At 66.2% G+C, this 26,137-nt stretch carries 23 protein-coding genes; 8 read left to right on the plus strand and 15 right to left on the minus strand.

Annotated elements, in window-relative coordinates; translation table 11 throughout:
• Positions 1-75: 75 nt before the first annotated feature.
• From V2L18_RS09525 to V2L18_RS09575, 11 genes are all read right to left on the minus strand, one after another.
• Complete coding sequence (locus V2L18_RS09525; RefSeq protein WP_336177998.1) at positions 76-810, minus strand: nucleotidyltransferase family protein; 735 nt, start codon at positions 808-810, stop codon at positions 76-78.
• Positions 811-866: 56 nt separating this feature from the next.
• Positions 867-2,375 carry a tRNA (adenosine(37)-N6)-threonylcarbamoyltransferase complex ATPase subunit type 1 TsaE gene (gene tsaE / locus V2L18_RS09530; protein WP_336177999.1) on the minus strand — a complete coding sequence of 503 codons (1,509 nt, stop codon included), beginning with the start codon at positions 2,373-2,375 and terminating at the stop codon, positions 867-869.
• A gap of 90 nt (positions 2,376-2,465) precedes the next feature.
• Positions 2,466-4,997 carry an ATP-binding protein gene (locus V2L18_RS09535; protein WP_336178000.1) on the minus strand — a complete coding sequence of 844 codons (2,532 nt, stop codon included), beginning with the start codon at positions 4,995-4,997 and terminating at the stop codon, positions 2,466-2,468.
• 377 nt (positions 4,998-5,374) lie between these two features.
• Complete coding sequence (ahcY, locus tag V2L18_RS09540) at positions 5,375-6,769, minus strand: adenosylhomocysteinase (RefSeq protein WP_336178001.1); 1,395 nt, start codon at positions 6,767-6,769, stop codon at positions 5,375-5,377.
• Positions 6,770-7,009: 240 nt separating this feature from the next.
• Positions 7,010-7,480, minus strand: coding sequence for a hypothetical protein (locus V2L18_RS09545; RefSeq protein ID WP_336178002.1), 471 nt, complete (start codon positions 7,478-7,480; stop codon positions 7,010-7,012).
• Positions 7,477-8,163 carry a SatD family protein gene (locus V2L18_RS09550; protein WP_336178003.1) on the minus strand — a complete coding sequence of 229 codons (687 nt, stop codon included), beginning with the start codon at positions 8,161-8,163 and terminating at the stop codon, positions 7,477-7,479. Before V2L18_RS09550 ends, V2L18_RS09545 begins: the two co-directional genes overlap by 4 nt.
• 189 nt (positions 8,164-8,352) lie before the next feature.
• Positions 8,353-8,652: an HPr family phosphocarrier protein gene (locus V2L18_RS09555; protein WP_336178279.1), complete on the minus strand. Its 300-nt coding sequence runs from the start codon at positions 8,650-8,652 to the stop codon at positions 8,353-8,355.
• A gap of 86 nt (positions 8,653-8,738) precedes the next feature.
• Positions 8,739-9,140, minus strand: a complete 402-nt coding sequence (locus V2L18_RS09560) for a PTS sugar transporter subunit IIA (RefSeq protein WP_336178004.1) — start codon at positions 9,138-9,140, stop codon at positions 8,739-8,741.
• A gap of 461 nt (positions 9,141-9,601) precedes the next feature.
• On the minus strand, positions 9,602-10,060 hold the full coding sequence (locus V2L18_RS09565) for an HPr kinase/phosphatase C-terminal domain-containing protein (protein ID WP_336178005.1): 459 nt from the start codon (positions 10,058-10,060) through the stop codon (positions 9,602-9,604).
• 24 nt (positions 10,061-10,084) lie between these two features.
• Positions 10,085-11,869, minus strand: a complete 1,785-nt coding sequence (locus tag V2L18_RS09570; RefSeq protein ID WP_336178280.1) for a stimulus-sensing domain-containing protein — start codon at positions 11,867-11,869, stop codon at positions 10,085-10,087.
• A gap of 178 nt (positions 11,870-12,047) precedes the next feature.
• The gene (locus tag V2L18_RS09575; protein ID WP_336178006.1) at positions 12,048-12,746 is read right to left on the minus strand and encodes a response regulator transcription factor; all 699 of its coding nucleotides are present in this window, start codon (positions 12,744-12,746) and stop codon (positions 12,048-12,050) included.
• A 345-nt stretch (positions 12,747-13,091) separates the two neighbouring features.
• Between V2L18_RS09575 and V2L18_RS09580 the strand changes: the two genes are divergently transcribed.
• The 6 genes from V2L18_RS09580 to V2L18_RS09605 all read left to right on the plus strand — a co-directional run bounded on the left by V2L18_RS09580 (position 13,092) and on the right by V2L18_RS09605 (position 19,450).
• On the plus strand, positions 13,092-13,835 hold the full coding sequence (locus V2L18_RS09580; RefSeq protein ID WP_336178007.1) for a DUF2470 domain-containing protein: 744 nt from the start codon (positions 13,092-13,094) through the stop codon (positions 13,833-13,835).
• 344 nt (positions 13,836-14,179) lie between these two features.
• On the plus strand, positions 14,180-15,796 hold the full coding sequence (locus V2L18_RS09585) for a phosphoenolpyruvate carboxykinase (protein WP_336178008.1): 1,617 nt from the start codon (positions 14,180-14,182) through the stop codon (positions 15,794-15,796).
• 162 nt (positions 15,797-15,958) lie between these two features.
• Complete coding sequence (locus V2L18_RS09590) at positions 15,959-16,330, plus strand: XdhC family protein (protein WP_336178009.1); 372 nt, start codon at positions 15,959-15,961, stop codon at positions 16,328-16,330.
• A gap of 42 nt (positions 16,331-16,372) precedes the next feature.
• Complete coding sequence (locus V2L18_RS09595; RefSeq protein WP_336178010.1) at positions 16,373-17,095, plus strand: XdhC family protein; 723 nt, start codon at positions 16,373-16,375, stop codon at positions 17,093-17,095.
• Entirely contained in the window at positions 17,092-18,762 is a 1,671-nt protein-coding gene (locus V2L18_RS09600) for a molybdopterin-binding/glycosyltransferase family 2 protein (protein WP_336178011.1), read from the plus strand. The genes V2L18_RS09595 and V2L18_RS09600 overlap by 4 nt, the downstream gene beginning before the upstream one ends.
• A gap of 475 nt (positions 18,763-19,237) precedes the next feature.
• Entirely contained in the window at positions 19,238-19,450 is a 213-nt protein-coding gene (locus V2L18_RS09605; RefSeq protein ID WP_336178012.1) for a hypothetical protein, read from the plus strand.
• A 540-nt stretch (positions 19,451-19,990) separates the two neighbouring features.
• Here the strand turns inward: V2L18_RS09605 and V2L18_RS09610 are convergent.
• A complete protein-coding gene (locus V2L18_RS09610) occupies positions 19,991-20,563 on the minus strand; it encodes an NADPH-dependent FMN reductase (protein ID WP_336178013.1) in 573 nt (190 codons plus the stop codon).
• Between the two features lie 300 nt (positions 20,564-20,863).
• Between V2L18_RS09610 and V2L18_RS09615 the strand changes: the two genes are divergently transcribed.
• Positions 20,864-21,817, plus strand: a complete 954-nt coding sequence (locus V2L18_RS09615; RefSeq protein ID WP_336178281.1) for a catechol 2,3-dioxygenase — start codon at positions 20,864-20,866, stop codon at positions 21,815-21,817.
• A gap of 231 nt (positions 21,818-22,048) precedes the next feature.
• Here V2L18_RS09615 and V2L18_RS09620 read toward each other — a convergent pair whose 3' ends face one another.
• From V2L18_RS09620 to nikR, 3 genes are all read right to left on the minus strand, one after another.
• Positions 22,049-23,170: a CaiB/BaiF CoA-transferase family protein gene (locus tag V2L18_RS09620; RefSeq protein WP_336178014.1), complete on the minus strand. Its 1,122-nt coding sequence runs from the start codon at positions 23,168-23,170 to the stop codon at positions 22,049-22,051.
• Between the two features lie 79 nt (positions 23,171-23,249).
• Positions 23,250-24,524, minus strand: coding sequence for a glycerate kinase (locus V2L18_RS09625; protein ID WP_336178015.1), 1,275 nt, complete (start codon positions 24,522-24,524; stop codon positions 23,250-23,252).
• A 211-nt stretch (positions 24,525-24,735) separates the two neighbouring features.
• The gene (gene nikR, locus V2L18_RS09630; protein WP_336178016.1) at positions 24,736-25,209 is read right to left on the minus strand and encodes a nickel-responsive transcriptional regulator NikR; all 474 of its coding nucleotides are present in this window, start codon (positions 25,207-25,209) and stop codon (positions 24,736-24,738) included.
• Positions 25,210-25,345: 136 nt separating this feature from the next.
• Here nikR and V2L18_RS09635 point away from each other — a divergent pair, with 136 nt between their 5' ends.
• Positions 25,346-26,119 (plus strand): DUF4198 domain-containing protein, encoded by a 774-nt coding sequence (locus V2L18_RS09635; protein WP_336178017.1) that lies wholly within the window; start codon positions 25,346-25,348, stop codon positions 26,117-26,119.
• Positions 26,120-26,137: the final 18 nt, after the last annotated feature.

Consider the following 26,137-nt stretch of genomic DNA (forward strand, 5'->3'; position numbering starts at 1 on the left):
GCCGGGAGCTTAGGCCAATTCGCTGCCCGACCGAAACGATCGGTGCAACGTCGGCCGCTTCCGCGATCGCGTCTCTCAGGCCGCGCTTTCGCGGATCTTGGCTTCCGCCTTGCCGATGGCCTCGGGTGTGCCGACATGCAGCCACAGGCCGTCCATGCGCACGCCGAAAAGCCGGTCCGCCTCAATCGCCCTGTCGAACAGCGTGTTCAGCGAGAACGCCCCCTCCGGCGCGCCCTCGAAAAGACGGGGGTGCAGCAGCGCGGTGCCGGCATAGACGAAGGGCGCCACCTTGCGCTCCTCGCGCCGGGCAAGCAGGCCGTCGCGGTCCATGACGAAATCGCCGGGGCCGGAATAGCCGACCGTCTCCACCGTGGAGGCAAGCATCAGCAGCGCGTCCATGCGGGTCTCGTCCCAGGCCTCGAACATCACCTCCAGGTTCGGCCGGGAGCCCTCGATCCAGAAGCTGTCGGAATTGAACAGCAGGAACGGGTCGGGGCCCAGCTTGTCGAGCGCATGGACAATGCCGCCGCCAGTCTCCAACAGGGCGCCGCGTTCGTCGGAAATCTCGATCTTCGGCGCGGACCGGCGGGCGAGATGAACCTCGACCAGATCGGCCAGCCAGTGGACGTTGACCACGGCGGTTTCCACGCCCGCATCGACCAGCCTGTCGAGGCTGCGATCGATCAGCGCCTTGCCGGCGACTTCGACGAGCGGCTTCGGGGTGGTCGCGGTGAGCGGGCGCATGCGCTTGCCGAGGCCGGCGGCCAGGATCATCGCCTTCTTGGGGCGAAAGGTGTTGTTTTTGGTCATGTCTTCAATCTTAGAGGGCCGTTCGCCGGCCTTATCCGTGTTCTGACGTGAATTTTCTATCGCGGCGCGAATCGATCGTACCAGAGCTTCATGTCGGAAAGCTCAGGGTGCGACAGCGAGCGTTCCAGATAGGCAAAGAGCCGCGGCATGTGCACGAGGTAGCCGGGCTTTCCATCCCGCCGCGCAAGCCGCGTGAAGATGCCGATGATCTTGGTCACCCGGTGCGCGGCGAGAATAGCGTAGTCGCGCCTCAGTGCCGCCTCGTCGAATTCCTTATCCCGTGCCCGGCGGATATCCACATAGCGCGAGACCAACGCCTCTTCCAGCGCGGCGGGTATCGTGACGCGGGCATCCTGAGCGAGCGAGGCGAGATCGTAGGCCTCCGGTCCGATCACCGCGTCCTGAAAATCGATCAGCCCGAGGCGGTGGTTGCCCGTCTCGCCATCCCGCCAGATCAGGTTCGGCGAATGGAAGTCGCGCAGCACCCAGGTCGTGGGCGATGTCTCCATCAGGGCGATCAGCCGGTCCCAGCCTTGTCCGAACGCGATCGCCGCCTCTGGCGAGGCGGGAGCGCCGGTCACGTCCGGCACGTACCAGTCGAGATAGAGTTCGGCCTCGATCATCAGCGCATCGCGGTCATAGGCCGGTACATGGTGGACCGCGCCGTCGCCGACCGCCACCTCCGCCGGCCATGGGCGGGCATGCAGGTCCGCCAGCAGGTCCACCGCAGCCATGTAGCGTTCGCTGACCGGCGCACCGTCTGCAACGATGGCGCCCCGGCCCAGATCCTCAATCAGCAGGAAGCCGGCATCGAGATCGGCGGCATAGATTTCCGGCGCGCAAAAGCCGGCCTCGCGCAATGCCGTGCCGATGGCCACGAAGGGACGCACGTCTTCGGCCAGATGCGCGATGCGGCTGTAGGGTAGGCCGTTTCGTACCGGCGGGCCGTCGGGCCGGGCCGGCGCATTCATCGCGATGGCGTGACGGGCCGGCGTGTCGACGGTCTCGTAGCGCCGGGCAGAGGCATCGCCCTGCAAGAAGCGGCGGGTCGCATCGCGCCAACGGGCGTTTTTGAGAAAGGCGCGAAGCGCGAAGCTTCGCGGCAGGCGCTCCGCCCAGTCGCCGGCAGCGGCCGAAAAGGTCGCGACACGGGCATTCGCGGACGCCCCCGGCTCCAGCGCCAGCCACAGCGTGTCGGCCGGCAGCATGCCGTCGGCGCGCTCGGGCCATTCGATGAGTGCGGCGCCTTCCGCCAGCATGTCGTCGAGACCGAGTTCCACGATCTCGTCCGGATCCTCCGTGCGATAGAGATCGAGATGGGCGACGGGAAAACGGGAGAAGTCATAGGGCTGGACGAGGGTGAAGGTGGGGCTTGGAACCTCAAGCTCCGGATCATTGGCCAGCGCCCGCAGCAATGCGCGGGCGAACGTCGTCTTGCCGGCCCCAAGATCGCCGTGAAGTGCCACCGCGTCGCCGGGTCTCAGCACCATGGCAAGGTCTTCCGCAAGCCGCTGCGTGGCGGCTTCGTCGGCTAGATCGATCCGCAGGGTGGACAGACTGGACACGGGTGGTTTCTCGGACGTTATTGCGACGCTGACCGGCTTATAGCGCGCATCGGGCGGAGCGGTGAAGAGCGCCGCGCTCTGCTCACGCCGTCACTCGGCCGCATCGCGCTCCGCCGCTTTCGGCTTTTGCGGAAACTTGGCCACCACCGTCGTGCCGACGTTCTCCTCCGACTGGATCTCCACCGTGCCGCCGTGCAGTTCGACGAAACTGCGGACGATGGCGAGCCCGAGACCGGCGCCGCGACGGCGCGAGCCGGACGTGTGACCGACAAAGCGCGAGAACACGCTATCGATGTTCTCCTTGGCGATGCCGCAGCCGTGATCGCGCACCACGAAGCGGATCTCGCCATGATTGCGCATGCACGAAAGCTCCACGACGCCGCCCTCGTCGGAATAGCGGATCGCGTTGGAGATCAGGTTGAAGAGAACCTGGCGCAGGCGCCGCTCGTCGGCAACGAAGGTGCCGATGTCGGCCGGCACATCGACCCTCAGATCGATGTTCGTTTCCACCAGCCGGTCCTTCACACCCTCGATGGCGCCGGCGACCGCATCGGAGATCGCAACCTCGCCGAGGTCGAGCTCCATGATACCGGCATCGATGGTGGCCAGATCGAGAATGTCGTTGATGATCGCCAAGAGCGCGGAGGACGAGGACATGATGTAGTCGGTGTATTCCGACTGCTTTTCCGTCAGCGTGCCGAACTTGGGATCGGAGAGAAGCTGGGCGAAGCCGATGATGTTGGTCAGCGGCGAGCGCAGCTCGTAGGACACGTGCTGGACGAAGGTGTTCTTGAGCTGATCCGCCTCGCGCAACGCCTCGTTCTTGTCCATCAGCGCGCGTTCGACGTTGACCGAGTCCGTCACGTTGACGAAGCCGACCAGCGTGCCGCCATCGGGCAGCGGCACGGTGGTGTAGTCGAGCACGTTGCCGTCGGGACGCTGCATGCGGCCGGAGGCGCGCGCGCGGTTGTCGGCAAGGCCGGTGATGGTCGTCGTCAGGCCCTTCCAGGCCTGCGGATCGGGGAACAGGCGCGCACAGGTTCCGAAAACGTTGGAGACGTGCGGGCTCTCGCCGAGATCCTCCTCCGACAGCTGCCAGAAGGAGGCAAACGCCGGGTTCCAAAGACGCAGGCGACCATCGGAGCCGAACACCGCAACGGCCTCGGTCAGGTGATCCAGCGTCTCGCCCTGCACCCGGATCAGCGCGTTGTAGCGGCTTTCCAGCTCGATGCGTTCGGTGACGTTCTCGTAGATGTAGGTGACACCGCCCTTGGCATGCGGGTTGGCGATGACGCGCAGCGTCTGGCCGTCGGGCAGGTGCCACCACACCTCGCGCGGCTCCAGCGACTGGTAGCTCTCAAGATGCTTCTTCTGCCACTGCCGGTAGTCGGCCTGTTCGGGCAGCTTGCGCGCCGCGCGCATGGCATCGAGCACGGCACCGTCGTCCGGGCCGCTCTCCAGGAAGGCGGGGTCGAGGCCGAAGAGGGTCTGGAAGGCGGCGTTATGGAACTGCAGACGGCGGTCGGGACCGAAGATGGCGACAGCGGTGGCCAGCTGGTCGAGGGTTCGGGCGTGGAACTCGACGGTGCGCTTCAGCTCGGACCGCATCTGCTCAAGCTCGGAGGTATCGAGCGCGATGCCGGCACTGCCGGAGGAGCGGGCGACGTCGATGACGTCGAAGACATGACGGCGGCCGGCGGCGACGACGGGCAGGCGGGCCTTGAAGCGGCCGTCGTCGTCACGCTCCTCGCTCATGGCGCGGCGGCCGGCGGCGTCGAGCAGCTCGATGTCCTGTTCGACCGCATTGCCGGCATCGGCTTCCACGGCGGCGGCGTAGGCGCGGTTGACCCAGGAGATGCGGCCTTCCGGATCGCGCAGCCAGACGGGACCGTCGAGCGCATCGAGAAGCGCCTTGAGCGTCGTCATGTCGGAGTTGAGACGGGCGTGATCGTGCGCGAGATCGGCATGGCGCGCGCGCTCGCCGGTCAGGTCGCGCAGGCGCAGAACGGCCCAGCCGCCGGCGGTGCGGCCCGAGGCCTCGATGAACCCGCCCTGCCGGGCCTGCAGCGTCAGCGTGAAGGCTGCGCCCTGCTCGCGCAGCGTTTCCAGAAGGCTTTCGAGCCGTGCGGCGCTGTCGGGCTGGAGCCACGTGCCGAAGGCCAGCAGCGCGGCGGGGCTGCGCGGCGCACCGCTGGCACCGTTGAGACCGCCAAGCACGATGGGCTCGGCCTCGCGCGAGGGCCATACGACGAGACGCTGGTCGTCCGTATCCAGCACCCCTTCGAGCCGGTCGAGACGCAGCTTCAGGTCGCCGTTCTCGCTCGTCAGCAGGTCGATCCGGCTCTGGGCGCGGCGGCGGACGCGCACCATGCCGACGGCGCTAGCGACCCCGAAGGCCACAGCGCCGACGAAGGCGGAGAACCAGATGACTTCAAGCGAGTTGAGAGGACCGGCGCCGGCCGACAGACGCGGCAACGCCGCGGCGGCAAAGGCGGCGGATGCGCCGGCGAGCGGGAGCGCAGCGGCAAGCATGGTGGAGGAAAGCAGCGCGCGAACGACCGGACGGCAGCGACTGAAGACCGGGATGCGCCCGCTGCTTTCGGCTCCGGAGCACGGTTCCATTGGCGACACGTCAGGCGCGGCGCGCTTTGCGCCGCCTTCCTGCATCGCGCATGGAATCCGCCCGTGCCGTGCCGCGCCTATACGCGCACGGATCTTGCCGCAGTCCGGCATCGAAACCGTCCCCTCCGCCGCTGGAGGCGTAGATGAAAACCCGAATCCCCGTCGCCGTCTGCCTCGTGCGGCGTGTGATTCGCTTCACCATAACGCGTTTGGGAATCAGGCAGAAGAGTACCAACCCCTAAAACGGAAAGCGGAGCGCGCCTGTGACGCACTCCGCGAGTCAATCCCGGGGTTTGGTCCGCAGCCGGGCAGTGGAAAACCCTTGGACAAGCAACGGACGCGACCGTCGCCGCCCTGCCCGCTCCGGCTCAATCCGATCAGTACTTGTAGAGTTCGCTCTTGAACGGACCGGTCTTCTCCACACCGAGATAGGAAGCCTGGTCGTCGGACAGAACGGTCAGCTTGGCGCCGAGCTTTGCCAGATGCAGGCGGGCGACCTTCTCATCCAGATGCTTGGGCAGGATGTAGACTGAGTTCTTGTACTGGTCACCCTTGGTGAACAGCTCGATCTGGGCCAGCACCTGGTTGGTGAAGGAGGCCGACATCACGTAGCTCGGGTGGCCGGTGGCGTTGCCGAGGTTCACCAGACGGCCCTCGGAGAGCAGGATCATGCGCTTGCCTTCGGGGAACTCGATGAGGTCCACCTGCGGTTTCACGTTGGTCCACTTGTAGTTCTTCAGGCTTGCGACCTGAATCTCGTTGTCGAAGTGGCCGATGTTGCACACGATCGCCATGTCCTTCATGGCGCGCATGTGGTCGAGCGTGATGATGTCCTTGTTGCCGGTGGCGGTGACGAAGATGTCGGCGGTGGGGGCAACTTCGTCCAGCGTCTTGACGTCGAAGCCGTCCATCGCCGCCTGCAGGGCGCAGATCGGGTCGATCTCGGTGACGACGACGCGCGCGCCGGCGCCGGCGAGCGACTGGGCGGAGCCCTTGCCCACATCGCCGTAGCCGCACACGACCGCGACCTTGCCGGCCATCATCACGTCGGTGCCGCGGCGGATGCCGTCAACCAGCGATTCACGGCAGCCGTAGCGGTTGTCAAACTTCGACTTGGTGACGCTGTCGTTGACGTTGATCGCCGGGAAGGGCAGCTCGCCGCGCTTCTCCATCTGATAAAGGCGCATGACGCCGGTGGTGGTCTCTTCCGACACGCCCTTGATCGAGTCGCGGATCTTCGAGTACCAGCCCGGATTCTTCGCCAGACGCTTCTTGATGGTGGCGAAGAGGGCTTCCTCTTCCTCGTTCGACGGATTGTCGAGGACGCTCGGGTCCTTCTCCGCCTTGGCGCCGAGCAGGATGAGCATGGTGGCGTCGCCACCGTCATCCAGGATCATGTTGCAGGGCTCGCCCTCGAACTCGAAGATCTTGTCGGCGTATTCCCAGTACTCCTCCAGCGTCTCGCCCTTCACGGCGAAGACGGGGATGCCGGCCTTGGCGATCGCGGCCGCCGCCTGGTCCTGGGTGGAGAAGATGTTGCACGAGGCCCAGCGTACCTCGGCGCCCAGCGCAACCAGCGTCTCGATGAGAACGGCCGTCTGGATCGTCATGTGCAGGGAGCCGGCGATGCGCGCGCCCTTCAGCGGCTTGGACGCGCCGAATTCCTCGCGCGCGGCCATCAGGCCCGGCATCTCGGTCTCGGCGATGTCGATCTCGGTGCGGCCCCAGTCGGCAAGGGCGATGTCTTTGACGATGTAGTTGCTGGCGGTCATGTGAATTCCTGTGGTTGCGTGAACCGGATAGGGGCGGAGCGGGCTGCCCGTCCGCGCCTTGCGGCCACAAACCGGAATCCGGAACCGGAAAACCGGAAAGCGGCCGAAACGATCGGCCGGTTTATAGCGCCGATAGGGAAATGCGGCAATAAGGATATAAAGATTTCTTTATATTGATGGCTGGAACGTTAATCCTGCGGCGGACACTTCCGACCTTGACCGCGCCCCGTCCCGGCCGGCTCAGCGCACGAGCGGAGCAATCCCGCCGAGCAGGCTTGCGGGAAAAATGCCGAACCCGAGGCGCTGATCGTAGAGCAGCAGGGCGACCGCCGACAGAAGCGCCCACAGCACGCTCGCCAGCGAGCCGATCAGGAAATATTCCGCCCTGATCTGCTTTTCGAGCTCGGGGAAGCGCGCAACTGTCTTCAGCGTGATGACCGCGACGAGAACTTCCCACTTGCCCAGAACCAGGCCGGCAACGATCAGCAGCCGTTCCAGCGCACCGATCACGCGACCGGCCTTCAGTTCGCGCGTGCGATCCGCAGCTCCGGCGCTGCCGTTCTCCGCCCCCTCGGCCGCCGTCATGACGATCTGCGTGCCGAGCGGTTCGATGATGCCCTTCTTGATGAAAAGGTTGCCCGCCTGCCAGATCACCGGAATGAACAGCGCGTAGCCGACGAGGATCACGGCAAGGGTCCCTGTCTCCATCATTCCGCCTCACCCCTTTCGTCCAGGGCGGCCCTTTCATCAAGGGCGGCGAAATAGCCCTGCAGGGCGGCAAGCTGGCGCTCATAGAAATCGCCGTTCGCGGCCGTCAGCCCCTTGTAGACGGCGCGTTCGCTGACCGTTTGCCGTCCGGCGATCTCGGTAACAGTGAGCCCTTCTCCCAGATACGCGAGGATGTAGCCGCGCTGGATCGCCGTCCAGCCCCGCTCCAGGAAGGTCAGCGTTTCGCCGAGCCCGTTCAGCAACGGCTCGACATCAGGCGCATCGGGAAAGGAGAAGCGATAGGCGCCGGGCGCCGCCTTGTCATCGAGACGTTCGCGGGCCGCGGCCAGCCCCGAGCCCATCATGTTCCAGGCCCTGTCCGGGTTGAGCGGCGTTTCCAGCTGCACCGCGCCGAGCACGAACCGGCAGGCGACCTCGCGGCCAAGGAGATCGAGGCGCAGCGCATGTATGAGCCGGAAACCCGCGGCGAACGAGTTGACGAGTCCCTGGAACTCGTCTCCGAGCGTGATCGTCAGCGGCGAGGCGACATGTTGCGCATGATCGCGATTGGCCCTCTCGACTGCCGTGTTGAAAGCCGCGTGGAGTGCGGCGCGGGAGGGCGCCTTCTCGCTGGCGATCAGATCGCCCATGACCACCGCGAACCGAGTCCGCCTGTCACGCGCCATGCCATGCCTCCGACAACGACGATATGAACCATTATCGGTTCAATTTTGAAAAATGTACCACATTGGGTTCAAAAATACAAAATGCACCCCAATTGGTTCAGTCATGACTGGAGGCGTCCCGATGCGGGCAGGCGGTAGGGGAGTGACGGGTGAGCAACAGCGGGGTGGCGTGCGCTTCGGCGGATACACTCAGTCGGTTTCGCCGAACCCCTGCTCCACCAACTCCACGATGGCCGCCATGGCCGCACTGGCCTCGCGGCCGGCAGTTGCCACATGAATGCAGCATCCGGGGCTCGCGGCGAGCATCATCAGGCCCATGATGGAGGTGCCGCCGACGGTCTGGCCGTCGCGCGAGACCTCCACCTCGGCATCGAACTGCTCAACCAGTTTCACCAGTTTGGCGGAGGCGCGCGCATGCAGCCCGCGCCGGTTGACGATCTTCAGATCCCGCTCTTCCGCGGGCGTCTCGATGCGGCCATGGCGGGACATATCGTCCGCGTCCGCCTCTTCGGCCAGCGCCGCCTGCTGTTGCTGCCCGGCGGCCGGGCGGTCGTCCTGCATCACGGCGCGCTCTCCTATTGTCCGGACAATACCTGGCTGGCGACGGAAATGTACTTCCGCCCGGCCTTGCGGGCCTGCTCCACGGCATCGGCAAGCGAAGTATCGGCGCGGACGCTCGCCAGCTTGATCAGCATCGGCAGGTTCACGCCGGCAACCACTTCCACGTTCTTGCCTTCCATCACCGAGATGGCGAGGTTGGAGGGCGTGCCGCCGAACATGTCGGTAAGAAGCACGACCCCGGACCCTTCGTTGACCCGCTCCACGGCGGCGAGGATATCCTGGCGCCGCTGCTCCATGTCGTCGTCCGGACCGATGGAGATGGTCGCGATCCGCTCCTGCGGACCGACCACGTGCTCCAGCGCCGACTTGAATTCCTCTGCCAGTCGCCCATGCGTGACGAGGACGAGACCTATCATTGCTGACCCGCTTGCTTGTTTGTCACCGGCGTGCCCTGCCGTTCGCGATACCAGGCCATTCGAAGGGACGGGCCGGTGCGAAGTATCCGCATCGATCCAGCCGCAACCGGTCTGCGAGACAACCTGCCCGGTTCGGCACCCGATCCTTCAACGCCCAGCCCCCTAACGTTCCGCACCTTGGCGCCGTTCCTGCGCCGGACGAGCCCCGCTTTCCGGGCCACCTCAGACCCGGGCCGTTGCCGCACTTCCAGGCGGTACTTCGGCGAGACCGGCGTCCACCGGCATATTTTTCGGAACGCTCATCTTGGCGAGGCTTCGCCGCAGTGCAAGAAAAATCGCCAGCCGAGCGGTCAAATTTCGTGCGATTGCGGCGCAGATGCCCGGCACATCCCGGAAACTGCGCATGAAATCGCCTCAGGAGGCCCTTTCGGCCTGCCCGCAAGAACCGCAGGACCACGCCGTCAGAATTGCCGGGATTGCTGCAACGCGGTCAGGGTCAGCGCGAGAGCCTGGCCGATGTCGTGCTCGGGCGCGGGCTGGCGCGGCAAGGTGACGCCGGCGATCTCCGCCCTCAGCGCGGCCTCCTCCGGCATGCGGTCGATGGTCTTTGCCGGCACAAGGTCGACGACCAGCCGCACCACGGCGGCGGGCAGATAGGGCACGGAGCGGATACCGCGGCCGCGCTGTTCGATCAGGCCGGCGATGGCCGGCGGGACACGGGCGACAAGGCGGCCACCCGAGACATCGAGCGCCACGCGGTCATCTCCGACAAGGGCGGCAAAGTGGCCAGCCCCGCGCGCATGCCCGACCAGCGCGAGCCCCAGCGCGGACTTGCCCGAGCCCGACGCGCCGCGGATCAGCACGCCGGCCGTGCCGACGACGACGCAGGTCGCATGAGTGGCGGTGCCGTTGACCCGCATGGTGCTCTCCTCCTGTCGCCTTTCTCAGGTGACGCGATGCGCGGGCAGGCGCACGGTGAAGCGCGCGCCGAGAATGCGTTCGGTGCCCTCTTCGTCGGCCTCTACCCGGTTTCCGGCCGTGATCGTGCCGCGATGCGCCTCCACGATCTGACGCGAGATGGAGAGGCCGAGGCCGGAATTGTTGCCGAATTCCTCGCCCTCCGGGCGGTCGGTGTAGAAGCGCTCGAAGATGCGTTCGGCCACGTCGGGACGAATGCCGGGGCCGTCGTCGTCCACCGTGACGACGATGTCGCGCCCATCCCGCTTCGCAGTCACCACGACGCGGCCGTCGGGCGGCGAGAACGAGCGGGCATTGTCCAGCAGGTTGTTGAAGACCTGCCCCAGCCGAGAGCCGTTGCCGCGCACCTTGAAGGCATGGGTTTCACGCGGCTTGACGAGTTCCAGCACCACGTCCGGCTGGCTCTCGCGGCGTACCTGGCGAGCGACATGGACGATACCCTCCAGCAATTCCGCGATATCCAGCGGTTCGGAATTGGCCCGCGCCAGCTCCGCATCGAGCCTGGAAGCATCGGAGATATCGGAGATCAACCGGTCGAGCCTGCGTACGTCGTGCAGGATCACGTGCAGCAGGCGCTCGCGCGAATCCTCGTTGCGCGCAAGCGGCAGGGTTTCCACCGCGCTGCGCAGCGAGGTCAGCGGGTTCTTCAACTCGTGCGCCACGTCGGCGGCAAACCGCTCGATCGCGTCCATGCGGTTGTAGAGCGCGTTGGTCATGTCGCGCAGCGTACGCGCCAGATTGCCGATCTCGTCCTGGCGGCCGGCGAATTCCGGGATCTCCTGGCGCGAATCGACGCCGCGGCGCACCCGCTCCGCCGCTGCGGCCAGCCGGCGCACTGGGCCCGCGATGGTGCCCGCCACCATGACGGCGAGAACGGTCGTGACGATGGCCGCCACCAGGAACACGCGCAGGATCGCCCAGCGCTCGGCCGCCACGATGTCGTCGATGTCGCCGCCTTGCGTGGACAGAAGCAGCGCACCCAGCACCGCGCGGAAGCGCTGCACCGGCACCGCGACCGAGACGATCAGTTCGCCCTTTTCGGAAACCCTCACGATGGAAGCGGGCGATCCGCCGAGTGCGGCCACCACTTCCGGGTAGTTGCGGCCGCTGCCGCCGCCTGCCTCCTCATAGAGCGGCAGATCGCCCCGGCGCAGCCACAGCTTGATCTTCTGCCAGATGCCTTCCAGCCAGCCGGTCGTGTCCTCCTTGGTGGAGGGCAGATCGAAACGCAGGATCTGGCCGCGCGCATAGAGGTGGCGACTGTCGAGGATCAGCGTGCCGTCCGGATCGTAGATGCGCGCGCGCGTTTTCGTCGGCGAGATCAGACGCCGCAGAACGGGTGCCACGCGTTCGGGATTGATCGGGAAATCGAGCGCGCGCGACTGCTCGTCATTGGGCGAGATGCTCTCGCCCGCCTGAAGCTCCAGCAGCTTTTCCGGATCGATGGTGATGGCATCGGTATCGACGGTGGCGGAGGCCGCGATGGCGCCGGCAATGATCTGGCCCTGGATCAGCAGGCTCTGGACGCGCGCGTCGATCAGCCCGGCACGGAACTGGTTGAGGTACAGAATGCCGGAAGCCAGCGCCAGCAGCGCCACGAGATTGAGAACGACGATGCGGCGGGTCAGGCTGGAGAAGACATACGTGGACAGCAGCGAGCCCGCGCGCACGATCAGCCGCCGCCGCACCCTGCGGCGTTCCACGCGGCGCTTGTCGCCGGCATTCGCGGCTTCCGTGCGCGTATCGATGATCGTCACTCCGGCCTAGAAACGTCCTGCCGCCAGCGTGCCGGCTCCCCGGGACGGGGACGGGCCCATGTGGCGCATCCGGCGGCCTGCCGTTTTGCCGCGCGGGCCCGGGGCAAGTCAATCGCCGTCAGCCCGTTCCCTGCGCGCGTTGCCGTACGCCCGGGCCGCGGCGGCCTGCGTCTCAGCCCTCGCGGAAGCGGTAGCCCACGCCATAGAGCGTTTCGATCATGTCGAATTCCTTATCGACAACCTTGAATTTCTTGCGCAGCCGCTTGATGTGGCTGTCGATGGTTCGGTCGTCGACATAGACCTGATCGTCATAGGCCGCGTCCATCAGGGCGTTGCGGCTCTTGACCACGCCGGGGCGCTGGGCGAGCGAATAGAGAATGAGAAACTCGGTGACCGTCAGCGTCACCGGCTGGCCCTGCCAGGTGCAGGTATGGCGCTCCTGGTCCATGACCAGCAGACCGCGCTCCAGCGTGCGGGCATCCTCGCCCTTGGGGGCTGTCGCGTCGCGCGGCTGGGCCCGGCGCAGGACGGAGCGCACACGTTCCACCAGCAGTCGCTGGGAGAAGGGTTTGCGGATAAAATCGTCGGCGCCCATCTTCAGGCCGAACAGCTCGTCGATCTCGTCGTCCTTGGAGGTGAGGAAGATCACGGGCATGTCCGTGCGCTGGCGCAGGCGACGCAGAAGCTCCATGCCGTCCATGCGCGGCATCTTGATGTCGAGGATGGCGAGATCGACCGGATCGCCCGTCAGCCCGTCCAGCGCGGACGCGCCGTCGGTGTAAGTCTGCACCCGGTATCCCTCGGATTCCAGGGCGATAGAGACGGAAGTGAGAATGTTGCGGTCGTCGTCCACAAGGGCAATCGTGGGCATGAGGCGAACCTGTCTTCCTGTTCTTTCAATGATACCGTCTTCCGGTCGCGTTTGGCGACTAAAATGCGAACAAATTAAGGCAGATGCCCCGGCAGACGTCCACACGCGTCCGGCACATATGAACTAAATCTCTGGAATCAATAACCGAATTGAACGCAAGGCGAAATAGCCGCAGATCCGGCCGTATGCACCCGACGTCATGCCGCCGCGCCCGGGCAGCCCCTGCCGCGCCCTGCTGGACAGATCGCGCCCGCCCGGCGATCCTTCGCCGTACATTTACCGGGCTTCGTTCGATATGGGCTTCGTTCGACCCGGGCTTCGTTCGAGGGGGAGACGATTGTACCGATGAAAGAGACCGACGACTTCCAGCCGCATGCCGCGGCACGCAAGATCCTGCGCAATGCCGCCACCGGAGCGCTGGCCACGCTCGAACCGGAGGGCGGTGCTCCCCATGCCTCGCTGGTGACCGTTGCCACCGATTTCGATGGCGCCCCGGTGCTGCTTCTCTCCGACCTCGCGGTTCACACCCGCAACCTTCAGGCGGATCCCCGCGCGAGCCTGCTGCTTGAGGAACGCAATGCTTTTGAGCCGCTGCAGGGCGCCCGCCTGTCGCTCGGCGGCACCATCGAGCGCGTGCGCGACGACGTCGCCATCCGGCGCCGCTTTCTCGCCCGCCATCGCGATGCGCAGGGCTATGCGGGGTTTCGCGATTTCGGCTTCTACAGGATGGAAATCGGGCGCGGGCACCTGGTGGCGGGCTTCGGCCGAATCGAGGACCTCTCGCGCTCAGACCTTCTCGCCGACACGAGCGCCGCCGGCGCCCTCGCCGATGCGGAGGAGCGGATCGTCTCCCACATGAACGAGGACCACCGTGACGCGCTCGCGCTCTATGCAACGCGCCTTGCCGGCGTTGAAACAGGTGCAGACGAGGACGAGTGGACGATGACCGGTTGCGATCCCGACGGGATCGACCTTCGCAGTGCAGACGGGCGGCACACCGTCCGCATCGCCTTCGATGCACCGGTAACGGATGCCGCAGGCATGCGGGCGCGGCTGGTCGCGCTCGCAGGGGAAGCGCGCGGCCAATAGGTGCGCAAATCACATACCGCTACGGCATATATACGCGAACAACCACAACTAAATCGATTTAGACGCCTGATTATGTTGATGTCCAACCTTGTCCGCAGGGGAACGATCAACTAACGTCGCGCCACTTGACGGTCCTAATTTTAGGGCATGTCCGGTCAGCGGGTCGGCACAAGGACACAAGAATGCCTCCGACCCCCCGCCTCGCGCCGCGCATGGGTGGCGGCGCGACGCTTTCATAACAACAAAGCGGCCGTAGGTCGGGTCTTGGTCTCAGGTGTGTCAGGAACCGGAACAAGAAGAAAATCCGGGCAGGAACGCGCGATGCAATCAGGGTATCTTCGAAGATGAAAGAAACAGGACTTCGCAACGCAGCCAGGGGCGCGGATCTCGTCGGTCTCACCGGCGCCGCGGGCATCCACTGGAACCTGCTTGAACCGAAGCTCTACGAGGAAGCCATCCGTCGCGGCGAAGGCGAGATGGTCGCCGGCGGTGCCTTCGTGGCCGATACCGGCCAGCACACCGGCCGCTCGCCGAAGGACAAGTTCGTCGTGGAGGACGACGTCACCCGTGATGCCGTGTGGTGGGGCAACAACCCTCCAATGAGCGAAACCCATTTCGACGTGCTGTTCGACGATTTCCGCGCCCATGTGGCCGGCCGCGAACTGTTCGCGCAGGACCTTTACGGCGGCGCGGACCCGGCCCATCGCATCGCCACGCGCGTCTATTCCGAATATGCCTGGCACAACATCTTCATCCGCAACCTGCTGCGCCGGCCGGACCGCAGCGAGCTCGCCGGATTCGATCCGGAATTCACCATCATCGACCTGCCGAGCTTCCGCGCCGATCCCGAGCGCCACGGCTGCCGGTCGGAGACCGTCATCGCCTGCAATTTCTCGAAAAAGGTGATCCTGATCGGCGGCACCGAATATGCCGGCGAGATCAAGAAGTCGGTCTTCACGATCCTCAACTTCCTGCTGCCGCCCAAGGGCGTGATGCCGATGCACTGCTCGGCCAATGTCGGCGAGGCGGACGACACGGCGATCTTCTTCGGCCTGTCGGGCACCGGCAAGACGACGCTCTCGGCCGACCCCGCCCGCACGCTGATCGGCGACGACGAGCACGGCTGGTCGGAAACCGGCGTCTTCAACTTCGAGGGCGGCTGCTACGCCAAGACGATCAACCTGTCGCCGGAGGCGGAGCCGGAGATTTATGCAACGACGGGCCGCTTCGGCACGATCCTGGAAAACGTGGTGATCGATCCCGTCACCCGCGAGCCGGATTTCTCCGACAGCAGCAAGACCGAGAACACGCGCTGCGCCTATCCGATCCACTACATCCCGAACGCCAGCCTTTCGGGCCGGGCGCCGCAGCCGAAGAACATCATCATGCTGACGGCCGATGCCTTCGGCGTGATGCCGCCGATCGCGAAGCTGACGCCGGCGCAAGCCATGTACACGTTCCTGTCGGGCTACACCGCAAAGGTGGCCGGCACCGAGCGCGGCGTGACCGAGCCGCAGGCGACCTTCTCCACCTGCTTCGGCGCGCCGTTCCTGCCGCGCCACCCCTCCGAATACGGCAACCTGCTGCGCGATCTCATCGCGCAATACGGCGTGGACTGCTGGCTGGTGAATACCGGCTGGACAGGCGGCGCCTACGGCACCGGCTCGCGCATGCCGATCAAGGCGACGCGCACGCTGCTGTCGGCAGCGCTTGACGGTTCCCTGCGCAACGTGGAGTTCCGGACCGACCCCAACTTCGGCTTCGAGGTGCCGGTTGAGGTGCCGGGCGTCGACAGCTCGATCCTCGACCCGCGCTCAACCTGGGACGACAAGGACGCCTTCGACGCCCAGGCGAAAAAGCTCGTGCAGATGTTCATCGACAACTTCGCGCAGTTCGAGGAGCACGTGGACGCCGCCGTGCGCGATGCCGCGCCGAACGGACAGAGGGCCGCGGCCGAGTAAGGCTTTTCGCATTTTCGATATCGTAAGGAGGCGTCCGGAGCGATCCGGGCGCCTTTTGCGCATCTGGACGGGACGTGCCAACATCCCCCTTCCTCCCGTTGCGGCCGATCCTATATGCTTGCCCTCAAGGACAGCAGGAAACGGCGCGGGGAGAATGCCCAGATGACCAGTTCCACCCATTATCAGAACGCCAATCACCAGGCGCTCGAAACGGTTCCCGACACGCTCGACGTGCTCGCCGTCGCCGAAGGCTGGCGGGGGGCCGGACGCGATGTGGCGCTTGCGACCGTGATGGAGACGTGGGGCTCGGCTCCGCGCCCTGTCGGAAGCCATCTCGTCATCGACGGCGAGGGCAATTTCGAGGGCTCCGTTTCCGGCGGCTGCGTCGAGGGCGCCGTCGTCGGCGAGGCGCTCGACGTTCTGGAGAGCGGCAAACCGCGCATGCTGGAATTCGGTGTCGCCGATGAGACCGCCTGGAAGGTCGGGCTTTCCTGCGGCGGCCGCATCCGCGTCTACGTGGAGAAGGTCGAGTGATGGTGTACGCCCTGCAAGCCCCCCGACACGGGAGCTGACCCGATGGATCTTACGCTTTTGAAGCAACTCAACGAGGAACGCGCGGCCAGACGTGGTTCGATTCTCGTCACCGAGATCGCCAGCGGCGCGCAACGTCTGGTGAGGGAGGCCGACGATCTCTCCGCCGATCCGCTCGGCAATGAGCTCGCCGCCCGGTTCCGCTCCGGCAAATCCGGCATGGTGAGCGATGCGGCGGGCGGGCAGGCGTTCTTGAACGTCAACGTGCCGCCGCCCCGGCTCGTCGTCATCGGGGCGGTGCACATCTCGCAGGCGCTGGCACCCATCGCCGCGATCGCCGGCTTCGACATGGAGATCATCGATCCGCGCACGGCCTTTGCGAGCCCCGAGCGCTTTCCCGACGTGCGCCTTCACGCCGAGTGGCCCGAGGACGTCATCCCCGGCAAGGTCGCGCTCGACCGCTACACCGCGCTCGCCGCCCTCACCCACGACCCCAAGATCGACGACTATCCGCTGACGAAGGCGCTGTCCGCCGGCTGCTTCTATGTCGGCGCGCTGGGCAGCCGCAAGACGCACGCCTCACGCGTGGCACGGCTGAAGGAGACGGGCCTTTCCGAGGCCGAAATCGCCCGCATGAAGGCGCCGATCGGGCTGAACATCGGCGCCGCAAGCCCCGCGGAAATCGCGGTTGCCGTGATGGCCGAGATCATCGAGGAACTGCGCAAGGGCGCACGCGCAGAGGCACCCGTTCGCGAGGCCGTGGCGTGATCTTCGCCACCCTGCCGCTCGCCGACTGCGCGGGGGCCGTGCTCGCTCACTCGCTGAAGGTCCCGGGGCTCGTCCTGAAGAAGGGCACGGAGCTTACCGCCGATCGCATAGAGGCCCTCGCGACGGCGGGCGTGGCCGAGATCACCGTGGCGCGGCTGTCAGGCGACGACGTCAAGGAGGACCGGGCGGCAGCGCTGATCGCGGAAGCCGTCGCCGGCCCCTGCGTGACGGTGGAGCGCGCCCATACCGGCCGCGCCAACATCTTCGCCGACGCTGCCGGCGTGCTCGTCGTCGACCGCGAGGGCATCGACGCCCTCAACCGCATCGATCCCGCCATCACGCTGGCCACATTGCCCGAATATGCGGCCGTGGAGGCCGGGCGCATGGTGGCGACCGTCAAGATCATCCCCTATGCGGTCGCCGGCGACCTGGTGGCCGCCGCCTCAGCGCACGGACCGGAAGGCCTGCTGCGCCTCGCGCCCTACCGGGCGATGAAGGTCGCGCTCGTCTCCACCCGGCTGACCGCGCTGAAGGAGCGGACCATCGACAAGACGGTGGCGGTGACGCGCGAACGGTTGCGGCCGGCGGGTGCCGAGATCGTCGCCGACATCCGCGTGCCGCACGATGCGGAAGGGATTGCCGCGGCGCTATCACAGGCGCAAGAGGCCGGCGCGGAGCTGATCATCATCTTCGGCGCATCGGCCAACGTGGACCGGGGCGATGTGGTGCCGCAGGCGATCGAAAGGGCCGGCGGCCGGCTGGAGCACTTCGGCATGCCGGTCGACCCCGGCAACCTGCTGGTGCTCGCCCGGCTCGGCAATGTGCCCGTGATCGGCGCGCCGGGCTGCGCCCGTTCGCCCGCCGAAAACGGTTTCGACTGGGTGCTCAGGCGCACGCTTGCGGGCCTGGAGGTGACGGCTGAGGACCTGACCGGTCTCGGGGTCGGCGGCCTGCTGATGGAGATCGTCTCGCGACCGCAGCCGCGCGAAGCCGGCCGGTTGGAGTCCGCTCCCTCAGAGACTGGCGGACCATCCGCCCCGCACATCGCCATTCTCGTGCTGGCCGCCGGCCGCTCCACCCGCATGGGCGGGCCGAACAAGCTGCTTGCCACCATCGACGGTGAACCACTGGTGCGCATCGCGGCACGTCACGCGCTCGAGGCGCAGCCCGCCTCGGTGACCGTCGTCACCGGACACATGGCAGACGAGGTCGGCGCCGCACTCAAGGGGCTCGACGTCGCCATGGTTCCCAACCCGGATTACGCCGAAGGCCTCTCCACATCACTCAAGGCCGGGATCGCGGCATTGCCCGAGGAAACGGACGCCGCTCTCGTCATGCTCGCCGACATGCCGCAAATTTCACCAGACATCATCGCCCGTCTGATCGATGCCTACGACCCGCAGGCCGGCGGGCTCATCGTGGTGCCGACGGTTGCCGGCAAGCAGGGCAATCCCGTTCTCTGGTCGAAGCGCTATTTCGCCGATCTGATGTCGATCCAGGGCGATGTCGGTGCCCGTCACCTGATCGGCGCCAACCAGGCGGCCGTGGTGGAAGTGGAAGTCGGCGAGGCCGCCCGGCTCGATCTCGATACGCCGGAGGCGCTGGCGGCGGCGGGGGGCAAGATGGACGCGCCAGCATGCGAAAGCACCAAATCCGGCCCCGATTGATACGCACCGTTCAATGCCCGTTTACCCTTGCGGTAACCGCATGGCCCGTATGTGAATGGCGCAATTGTGCCAAAGCTGCCGGCCCCGTATGCTTATCGGAGGTGAACCGGATCCGGGGTTTCCGGCTGGCGGGTGGCAGAACCCGACCGGCGTGAAGGCCCCCGGGGCGCGTTTCATCCGCGCCAACGCCATCGAGATCCCGGCGCATCCACGGACCTGGTGGCGAGGCCAAGCGTTCCTGACGTCTGGCCGGATGGTTCACAAGCCACGACAGCACCACGAGGAAACGGAGCGCTGCGAAGGCGCTCCGTTTTCCTTGGTCGCCCTCCGCAAGCCCCCGCCGGCGTTCTCACGAACGCGGGGGCCCGGAGCAACGTTTTCGGCACGACGCATGACGCTCGTGCGCGACGGCGAGGCTCCCGAAACGACTGACGCGCCCTGCGTGAACGACGCCGGGCCAAACAAGGCAAGAACAATGAACGATCTCAGACTTCCCCGTACCGGCCAGTGCAAGTGGGCCGAAGGAACGGGCGGCAACTATGTCTTTCCGTGCAAGAACCGCGTGGAGCCCGGCATCTCCTATTGCGACGAACATCACGCGATGGTCTACATTTCCCCGGAAGAGCGCCGCCGCCACCGCGAGAACCGGCAGCAGCAGGTCGCCTCTTCCGCCCGCTTCGCCGCCTGACGCACAAGGGACGCTGGCCTCCCCGGCTTTCGCGTTCCACGACACGCCCGCGAACGCGCCGGCCGGCACGGCCGGCCTGAAAACCTCCGGCTTTCCCGGAGGCTTTTCTTTGCGGAATCGAGTGGCGCCATCACCGAGACAGGGATGGTCGAACGGCGGCACGTCGCCCGTCCTTCGAGACGAAGCCTACGGCCGCTCCTCAGTGTCTGGCCCCAAAACGGTAGTTGGTTCTTCGCACCGAATTCTATGCGCCTTCATACCTCTCCATCGTCATCACCCGGCGAAGTCCGGGTGATCCAGTGCGCGCACCGAATGCTGCGGCTGGAGGTGGATTGCCCGGACTTCGCCGGGCAATGACGGCGGTGGGGTATGAGGGTAGTGGCGAGAAGGCGCGCCGCCAAATACCATTTTCGGGCCTGACTTTGAGGAGGCGCGTCAGCGCCGTCTCAAAGGGTAGGCCGCAGAACAAAGCCCCGCGCTGTCAGCGCGCGTCACATCGGGCAGCGACTGGGAGCGTTTTCTCGCCCATCGGAATGCACGCTAGCGGGAAATCCGGTCGATATAGTCAGCGAAGGCGGCGAGCTGCTTGCCAGCGAACTCCCGGGTGCCGGCATCTGTCAGCGCCAGAGTATCCTTGTCGAACTTCTCGTGCCCAGCGCCGACGAAGACCTCCGGCGTGGTGAAGACGTCCGCGCCTAAGAACACCATGATCTGGCGCAGATGATACTGCATGCGCGCGCCGCCTAGCTGGCCCATGGAGACCGACTGCAGGCAGATGGGCTTTTCCTTGAACGGCTGATTTTCGACACGGGACACCCAGTCGAGCGCATTCTTCAAAACGCCCGGCACCGAATAATTGTATTCCGGCGAGACGATGATAACGCCGTCGGCGGTGCGGATCGCCTCTGCGAGCGCGGTCACCTCGGGCGGAAAACCGCTGCTGTTCTGCACGTCGGCATTGTAGGGCGGGATCGCCCCGATCGCCGGTCCTTCGGTTATGGTCATGCGCTCCGGCGCCAGTTCGGGCAGCGCGCGCAGCAGCGCGTGATTGTACGAGCCCTTGCGCAGGCTGCCGCAAAGGCCAATGACGTTCAGCTTGTCTTTCGCAGTCATTTCGCGGTGTCAAACTCCATGGTTCGTGAGCCGGGATCGGCATCCCGATACCGGGTTTCCAGTGATAGTAGCGCGCTGCGGGCCCGATGGTTCCCCAATTCGGATCGAAGACCCGGGATTGGCTGACGAGCGCGGCCCGAACCCTCGCCATCCGCCGCGTTGCGCCGGAGGCCCGGACGGGCGCGATAGCAAGAAGCAATCACCTCCCGCACCATTGACCGTTGCCTGACCATGGGTAAGCGGGCACAAACGCGACACGATACGCCGGATGCGGAACGAGGAGGACGCGACGCCATGGCCATGCCGGAACCCTGTTATGACATTGCCCATCTGGGCCATGTGGAGCTGTTCACCAACAAGCCCGAGGCGAGCCTCGACTTCTTCGTCAACATCCTGGGACTGACCGCGTCCGGCAGCGAAGGCGACAGCGTCTACCTGCGCGCCTGGGACGACTACGAGTTCCACACCCTAAAGCTGACCGCATCGAAGACGACGGGCGTCGGCCATATCGGCTACCGCGCATCGAGCCCGCAGGCGCTGGAACGGCGGGTGGAGGCGATCGAGGCGCTGGGCGCCGGCATCGGCTGGCACGAAGGCGACAGGGGGCACGGCCGGGCCTACCGGTTCCGGGACCCGGACGGCCATGTCTTCGAGATCTATTACGACACGCGCAAATACGTGGCACCGGAAGCAGAGAGGCCGGCGCTGAAGAACCAGGCGCAGCGCTATCACGGTCGCGGCGTCGGCGTGCGCCGGATCGATCACGTGAACCTGCTCGCCTCCGACGTCGACGCCATCGCCGACTTCATGCCGCGTGCGCTTGGCAGCCGCATCACCGAGCGCATCCTGCTCGACAGCGGGCATCTGGGCGGCTGCTGGTTCACGGTCAACAACAAGTCCTACGACATCGCCTATACCGGCGATCACACCGGCGCGCATGGCCGGTTCCACCATGTGACCTACGCGCTCGACCAGCGCGAGCAGATCCTGCAGGCGGCTGACATCTTCCTGGAAAACGGCGTCCACATCGAGACCGGCCCGCACAAGCACGCGGTGCAGCAGACCTTCTTCCTCTATGTCTACGAACCGGCAGGCAACCGCGTGGAGGTCGCCAATGCCGGCGCCCGCCTGATCCTCGCGCCTGACTGGGAGACGGTCACCTGGACGGAGGAAGAACGAAAGAAAGGCCAGGCCTGGGGCCTCAAGACCATCGCCTCCTTCCACACCCACGGCACACCGCCGGTGGGGGAATAGGAGGTCGGGGGTGTCGTTTCCCGGCCGTGCGTCTTGCGGCACGCCCCCTTCTCCCCCCTTGAGGGGGAGATGTCGGCCGAAGGTCGACAGAGGGGGGTAACGCCGCTTGTCCTGAACGTGCCGCCTACCCCCCTCTGTCACGCGTCGCATGACATCTCCCCCTCAAGGGGGGAGAGGAGCGCAAACGGTGAGGCCTCGGAAAATCGGAAGCGTGCAGTATGATGGGGCTCTTCACCCCTGCCCACCAAACGCTCCAGCGACCTCTGCGTCCACACCCCAGCCTGACAGAACAGCTTCCGCGTTCCCCTCGCCCGACTTGATGCCTCCCGGCGTCCGGCCGAACCTGGGTGCTGCGGCAGGCTGGACCACGCCGTCCACCTCAGCAAACGTCCCGCGCGCCGCATTGTGCGGATGGTCGCGCACCTCCTCCATCGCCAGCACCGGTGCCACGCAGACGTCGAGGCCCTCGAAGGTCGCCACCCAGTCGTCGCGGTCGCGGGTCAGGAAGATCTCCTGCAAGGCCGCCCGCCGCTCCGGCCAGCGTGTGGCATCGTGCTGGTCGGGCCCGAAATCCTCCACGCCCATGACCTTCGCGAAGGCCGCATGGAACTGCGGCTCGATCGGGCCTACGGCGAGAAAGCGACCGTCCCGGCAGCGATAGGTCGTGTAGAAATGCGCCGCGCCATCCAGCATGTTCGTCTCGCGCGCATCCTGCCACTGACCCATCGCCTTCAACCCGTAGACGAACGCCATCAGAAGGGACGAACCGTCGGTCATCGCGGCATCGACCACCTGTCCCCGGCCCGATTTCGCGCGCTCGAACAGCGCCGACAGAAGCCCCACCAGCGCCAACATGCCGCCGCCGCCATAATCGCCGACGAGGTTGAGCGGCGGGATGGGACGGTCCGCCGGGCCGATGGCATGAAGGGCGCCCGAGAGCGCGATGTAGGTGAGGTCGTGGCCCGCGCGGGCGCTGAGCGGCCCCTGCTGTCCCCATCCCGTCACGCGGGTGACGATGAGGCCCGGATTGTCCGCCATCAAATCGTCCGGCGCGAGGCCGAGCCGCTCCAGCACGCCGGGGCGGAAGCCCTCGATCAGCACGTCGGCCTTGCCGATGATGCGCCGTGCGAGCGCAACGTCATCAGCGTTCTTCAGATCGAGCCCCACGCGGGCCGCACGCCCCCGGCAGGTGATGTCGCGCGGATCGGTGCGCGTCTCGCCCGGCCGGTCGATGCGCACGACCTCGGCGCCGAGATCCGACAACACCATCGCCGCGAACGGAACCGGACCGATGGCGGCGAGCTCCACCACCTTCAGTCCCTCAAGCGGCCCCTTCGATGCAGCCCCGCTCAAGCCCCGCTCCTCGTGGATTTTTCCATGTCGTCCTCCCTTGCGCCGGCGCTTTTCGCCGGTCCTTGTCGGCCAATGGCCGTCAGTCCGCCGCGTCGATCAGAATCGCGCGGAAATCGTTGACGTTGGTGCCGGTCGGCCCCGGCCGGAACAGATCGCCGAGCGCGGCAAAGCCCGTCCAGGCGTCGTTGTTTGCAAGCAGGCCCGCCGCATCGTGTCCGGCCTCGGCAAGGCGCGCCGCCGTCTCGCCATCGGCGAAAGCGCCGGCATTGTCCTCGCTGCCGTCGATGCCGTCGGTATCGGCGGCAAGCGCCGTGATCGTGCGCGATCCGGCGATGCGGGCTGCGAGCGACAGCAGGAACTCGGTGTTGCGCCCGCCCTTGCCCGTGCCGCGCAGGGTCACCGTCGTCTCCCCGCCCGAGAGCAGCACGACGGGCGCGGCGAAAGGCAGGCCATAGCGCTCGACCTCAAGTGCAAGTGCTGCATGGAACATCCCCGCCTCGCGCGCCTCGCCCTCGATGGCGTCCGACAGGATCGCCGCTTCGATGCCGACCTCGCGCGCGGCTGCGGCGGCTGCCTCCAGCGACACCCTGGCGGAGGCGACGATATGGGTCTCGTTGCGGGCAAAACGGGGATCGTCCGCCGTCGGCGCGCCTTCCGCCGTCTCCAGATGCCGCAGGATCGTCTGCGGCAGGTCGATGGCATAGCGCCTTGCGGCGGCAATCGCGTCGGCCGGCGTCGCCCTGTCCGCCACCGTCGGCCCGGAGGCCACGAAAGCCGCGATATCGCCGGGAACGTCGGAGACGACCAGGCTCACGACCTTTGCAGGGAACGCGGCAGCGGCGAGCCTGCCGCCCTTGATGCGCGAAAACTGCTTGCGGATGGTGTTCATCGCCGAAATCGGCGCGCCGGAGGCAAGCAGGATCTCGTTGAGGGCGATTTCATCGGCAAGCGTGAAGCCTTCAGGGGGCGCCGGCAGCAGGGCCGAGCCGCCGCCGCACACCAGCGCGATGACGAGATCGTCCTCGCTCAATCCGGCGACCCGCTCCAGCAGACGCGCGGAGCCGGCAAGCCCCGCCTCGTCCGGCACCGGGTGGGCGGCTTCCAGCACTTCGATGTGCTCGCATGCCGCGCCATAGCCGTAGCGGGTGACGACGGCGCCCTCCAGCTGGCCTCTCCAAAGCCGTTCGAGCGCCTGCGCCATCTGCGCCGCGCCCTTGCCGGCACCGACGACGATGGTGCGGCCCTTCGGAGGGGACGGAAGGTGCGCCGCAAGGCAGGTTTCCGGATCTGCGGCCCTGACGGCCGCGTGAAACAAGCCTTCCAGAAAGCCTCGTGCCTCGCTTGCCGATTTCACGCCGCGCACTCCCCCGTCGGTTCGAAAGGCAGCATTGTCGAGTTCGCGCGCGATGCCAAGGGGACGAAGGTGGAAGGGCGCTTCCTTCAATACCGGGTCAGAACCAATACCGGGTCAGAACACCCCGAAAAGTGATGCCCGCCCGATCCCTCCGCCCGTCATTGCCCGGCGAAGTTCGGGCGATGACGGATGCGGGAAGCGTCCTCCCCCCTCACAGGCTGCTCTGCACCTTGTAGTGCGTGTGCTCGTGCGAGTGGTCGTGCTCGTGGACGTGGGTGGTCGTGTCCTCCGCCACCGGGATCAGCCCGAGCGAGCCGTGCATCACGCCGCGCTCCAGAAACAGTGCCTCGGCATAGGCTGTCACGTCGGCCACGCGGCCGCGCATCACCGCGACGTCGATGGAGGTGGTGTGGTCGAGCGGAACGGAAAGGGCCGCCACCGTCTGGTCGTGCCGGTCGAGGCGGCCCTGCGGGATGCGGGCGGCGAGCTGGCGCACCGACTGGTCGACCGCACAGCTGACGACGCCGTAACACCGCTCGTCGCCCGGGCCGCTGCGCACCGTGGCAAGACCGCGACGCACCAGGTCGCGGATCGCCTCCGATCGTCCCGATGTGCCCGTTGCCGCCATGTGCGCGTCGAGTTCGGCGGCAAGATCGTCGTCGATCGTGATGGTTATGCGTTGCATGACATCTCCACGCCCGGCCCGGGCCTGTTTTCGCTACGTTAACTTCTTGAAAGCTGCGGCAAAATGCCGACCCGGGGTTGCGCGCCTAGCTGAGGTATGATTTTTTTCAGTAAATTTCATACCGACAGGAGCTTCCATGCGCCGTTCTCTGATGTCCCTCGCCACCCTGACTTGCATCATCGGCTTTGCAGCTCCCGCGTCGGCCCACTTCCAGGAGATCATCCCGTCCGCCGACGTTCTGCCCGACGGCGGCACGGTCACGCTCGACATGATCTTCACCCACCCCTTCGAGGGCGGTCCGGTGATGGACATGAAGAAGCCGGCGCAGCTCGGTGTCGTTGTCGGCGACAAGACCGTCGATCTCCTGCCGCGCATAGCGGAAAAGCCGGTGGATGGCAAAGAGGCATGGTCGGTTTCCTATGACCTCAAGGAGCCGGGCGCCGCGATCTTCTATGTCGAGCCGCAGCCCTACTGGGAGCCGGCGGAAGGCAAGTACATCGTGCACTATTCCAAGGTGGTGGTCGACAGCTATGCCTCGGGCGAAGGCTGGGACGAGCTCGTCGGCCTGCCCGCGGAGATCCAGCCGCTGACGCGGCCGACCGGCGTGTGGACCGGCAACGTCTTTTCCGGCGTCGTTCTGAAACACGGTGACCCAGCTCCCTTTGCCGAGATCGAGGTCGAGTTCATCAACGACGGCTCGATCAAGACGCCCAACGACGCCTTCATCACCCAGGTCATCAAGGCCGACGCCAACGGCACCTTCACCTATGCCATGCCGCGCGCCGGCTGGTGGGGCTTTGCCGCGCTTCTGGAAAGCGATGAGCCGATGACCTCGCCCGACGGCAAGGACGTGCCGGTTGAGGAAGGCGCCCTGATCTGGGTCAAGGCGACCGACATGGGCGCGAAGTAGACGTAAGACGAAAGCAAC

The organism is Breoghania sp. JC706 (assembly GCF_037026715.1).
Lineage (GTDB): Bacteria > Pseudomonadota > Alphaproteobacteria > Rhizobiales > Stappiaceae > Breoghania.